This is a genomic window from Streptomyces otsuchiensis, from assembly GCF_004305975.1.
GTDB lineage: Bacteria > Actinomycetota > Actinomycetes > Streptomycetales > Streptomycetaceae > Streptomyces > Streptomyces otsuchiensis.
The window spans coordinates 1-3,909 of record NZ_BHZI01000409.1; the positions used below are offsets into that span (position 1 = coordinate 1).

Sequence of the window (3,909 nt, forward strand, 5' to 3'; positions counted from 1 at the left end):
GGGCGGCGGGGGAGCGGCATGCCGCGGCGCGGCGGGCTGTGCGACCGGGCGCTCGCGCCGCTCGTCGGCCGGGGTCTCCCGGACGCCGGACCGGCGGTTGGGCAGCTGCCGGGCGGTGTCGTGCTGGAGGGAGCCGCGCCGGGAGGGTTCCTGGCGCTCGGGTGCGGGCGCGTTGTCCTGCGGCCGGCTGACCAGTTCCTGCGGGATCATCATCAGCGCGCCGGTACCGCCCCGGGCGGAGGGCCGGAACGAGACGGACAGCCCGTGCTTGCGTGCCAGGCAGCCCACGACGGCCAGGCCGAGACGGGTGCCGGAGAGCGTGGTGAGGTCCAACGGCTCGGCGGAGACGGCGCGCTGGGCGCGGCGCAGGGCGACATCGCCCATGACCAGGCCGCTGTCCTCCACGGTGATGACGACGCCGGCGGGCACTTCCTCGACGTAGACGTGGACTTCGGCGGTGGGGGGCGAGAAGCTCGTCGCGTTGTCGAGGAGTTCGGCGAGCGCGTGCATCACGCCCTCGGCGGCGTGGCCGGCGACCGCGACGGCGCTGGTGGAGTGCAGCCGGACCCGCTGGTACCCGGCGATCCGGCCCATGGCGCCGCGCAGGATGGACTCCATGACGATGGGCTTGGCCCAGCGGCGGCCGGACCGGGCGCCGGTCAGCACGGCGATGGAGTCGGCGATGCGGCCCGCCTGCGCGGTGCGGTGGTCCAGGTGGAGCAGGTCGCCGAGGACGTCCTCGCTCGCGTGCCGGTGTTCCATCTCACGCAGGTCGGCGAGCATGCTGGTGGCCAGGGCCTGCATCCGGCCGGCGGCGTTGGCGCAGGCGGCGGTGGCGGCGGCGCGTCCGGCCTCGCCCCGGCCGACCTCCTCGGCGAGCTGCGCCATGACGGTGCGGTAGGCGGGGTGGCCGGGGTCCGGGCTGTTGGCGAGCGCGGTGTCGGCGGAGTCGCCCTCCCGCAGTCGTTCCACGAGCGCCGGCACCGTGCGGTCGGCCAGTTCGGCGGCCTCGGCGTCGCGGCCGTGCAGCAGCCGGCGTGCCTGCTGGGCGGCGAGCCGCTGGTAGGCGGCGTACGGGGCCGCGGCGCACAGCAGCAGCGCGCCGGCGCCGATGCCCCAGGCGAGGGGCACTCGGAAGCTCACGGGAGCGGCGTACACGCCCCACAGGCAGGCGGCGCCGCTCACGGTGACGGCTATGAGCAGGACCAGCAAGGGCTGACGCAGTGGGGGACGCTCCGCCCTGCGGTGCGCCGAGGCGGTGTGCGCTGTCATCAAAGGGGTCCTTGAGGGCGGATGGTGGCCGGGAGCGCGAAGCTGGTCAAGCCGCGTCGATAACGCTGCGCTCATGTTCAATTCGAGAACACTATAGGAGAGTTATCGATCGTAAGCGCCACGATCCGATGAAGTATTCGGTCGCCGCTGATCAGGAACGGATGACGGCCCGTCAGTTCAGTCTGCCGGAGGGCCCACCGGGGCAGTTGGTCAATTCTTCAACCGTCTGACGCGGGGTTCGGGGGCGGTTCGGTGGTGATGATCGGGCTCTTGGGTGCGGCCCGCATGTATTCGTTTTCCGACTATTGGCGACCGCTTTCGACCGTGCGGGCATCCTTTGCTGTCCCTTTGCCCCGGACTTCCCCATTGTCGCCGGAATCAGCGCCGCGTTACGGTGCGTTACCACCGGCGGGAGGTGGCGCACCGGCCGGCACACCCCCGCCCGGCGCCGCAGCGCCCCGCCCGGCCGCCGCCGCACCGCCCGCTGGCAGCCCGCACCGAACGGGGCCACGGCACGCCGCCACGCGGTGCGTCGCCCCGCGCACAACCCGCCCCGAGCGGGCAGGCTGGACACATGGCGAGTCACACGGACACCACGGAACTGGCGGAAGCGCTGCGCGAGGCGGTCCGCGGCGAGGTCGCGTTCGGCCCCACCGACCGCGCGCTCACCACCATGGACGCCTCCAACTACCGGCGCGTCCCCGACGGCGTCGTCACTCCGCGCGACGCCGACGACGTCGCGGCGGCCCTCGCCGTCTGCCGCGACCGGGGCACCCCCGTCGTCGCCCGGGGAGGCGGCACCAGCATCGCGGGCCAGGCCACCGGGACCGGCGTCGTCCTCGACTTCACCCGTCACATGAACCGGATTCTCACGCTCGACCCCGAGACCCGCACCGCCGTCGTCCAGCCCGGCGTGATCTGCGACCGGCTGCGCGACGCCGCCCTCCCGCACGGCCTCACCTTCGGCCCCGACCCCTCCACCCACAGCCGCTGCACCCTCGGCGGCATGATCGCCAACAACTCCTGCGGCTCGCACTCCGTCGCCTGGGGCACCACGGCCGACAACGTCCACGACCTCACCGTCCTCACCTACCGTGGCGAACGCGCCCACCTCGCGCCCGGCGGCACCGGCGTCCCGGCCACCATCCGTGCCGAGACCGACCGCCTCATCGCCGGAAACCTGGCCCTGCTGCGCACCGGCATGCCCGAACTGCCCCGCCGCATCTCCGGTTACGCCCTCGACGCGCTGCTGCCCGAACGCGGTAACGACTGGGCCCGCGCCCACACCGGCAGCGAGGGCACCCTCGGCCTCCTCACCGAGGCCACCGTCCGGCTCGTCGAAGCCCCACGCGCCCGCGCCCTCGCCGTCCTCGGCTACCCCGACGAGTCCGCCGCGGCGGAGGCGGCGCCCGGCCTGCTGCCGCTGCGCCCCCTCACCGTCGAGGGCATGGCCGCCGACCTCGTCGGCGACACCGCCCGCGCCCACCTGCCGCGCGGCGCCGCCTGGCTGTTCGTCGAGACCGGTGGCGACAACCCGGCCGAGGCCGAGGCCGCAGCCCGGGAGCTGTGCCGCGCCACCGCCGGCACCACCACCGGCGACACCGTCGTCACCGACCCCGCGGGACAACGCGCACTGTGGCGGGTCCGCGAGGACGCCTCCGGCACCGCCACCCGCACCGCCGACGGGCGCGAGGCATGGCCCGGCTGGGAGGACTGCGCCGTCCCGCCCGCCCGACTCGGCGCCTACCTGCGGGAGTTCAGGGCGCTGCTGCGACAGTACGGACTCCAGGGCCTGCCCTACGGGCACTTCGGCGACGGCTGCATCCACGTCCGCATCGACTTCGACCTCCTGACAGCGCCGGGCATCGAACGGTTCCGGGCCTTCTCCCGAGACCTCGCCGACCTCGTCACCGCCCACGGCGGCTCCCTCTCCGGCGAACACGGCGACGGACTCGCCCGCGCCGAACTCCTCCCGCGCATGTACGGAACAGAGATGGTCGACCTCTTCCACCGGTTCAAGGACGTCTGGGACCCCGACGGCGGCCTCAACCCCGGAGTGCTCGCCCGGCCCGCCCGCATCGACGATCACCTGCGGTTCGCCCCCCTGCCCCGCGGCCCGGTCCCCGTCACCTTCGGCTACCCCGAGGACGGCGGCGACTTCACCGCCGCCGTCCGGCGCTGCGTCGGCGTCGCCAAGTGCCGTGACACCACGCCCGGTTCCTCGGTGATGTGCCCCTCCTACCGCGCCACCGGCGAGGAGAAGCACTCCACCCGCGGCCGTGCCCGGCTGCTCCACGAGATGCTCGCCGGCGAGATCGTCACCGACGGCTGGCGGTCCCCCGAGGTCCGCGACGCCCTCGACCTCTGCCTCTCCTGCAAGGGCTGCCGCTCCGACTGCCCCGTCAACGTCGACATGGCCACCTACAAGGCGGAGTTCCTCCACCACCACTACCAGGGGCGGCTGCGTCCCGCCGCCCACTACGCCATGGGCCGGCTGCCGGGCTGGCTCCGCCTGACCGCCGCGCTGCGGATGGCTCGCCCGGCCAACGCCCTCGCCTCGCTCGCGCCGCTCGCCGCCGTCGCCAAGCGGCTGGGCGGACTCACCCCGGAACGCCCGATCCCGCCGATCGCCCCGGC

The 3,909-nt window shown here is 74.4% G+C and carries 2 protein-coding genes; one reads left to right on the forward strand and one right to left on the reverse strand.

All coding sequences use genetic code 11. The annotated features are described in order from the left end of the window. Positions 1 to 1,272: sensor histidine kinase (locus tag E0D90_RS24395; protein WP_130800114.1), on the reverse strand; the 1,272-nt coding region annotated here is incomplete at its 3' end. Positions 1,273 to 1,846: 574 nt separating this feature from the next. Here E0D90_RS24395 and E0D90_RS24400 point away from each other — a divergent pair. Beyond that, positions 1,847 to 3,909, forward strand: a 2,063-nt coding sequence (locus E0D90_RS24400; protein ID WP_130800115.1) for an FAD-binding and (Fe-S)-binding domain-containing protein, incomplete at its 3' end; no start/stop codon positions are given.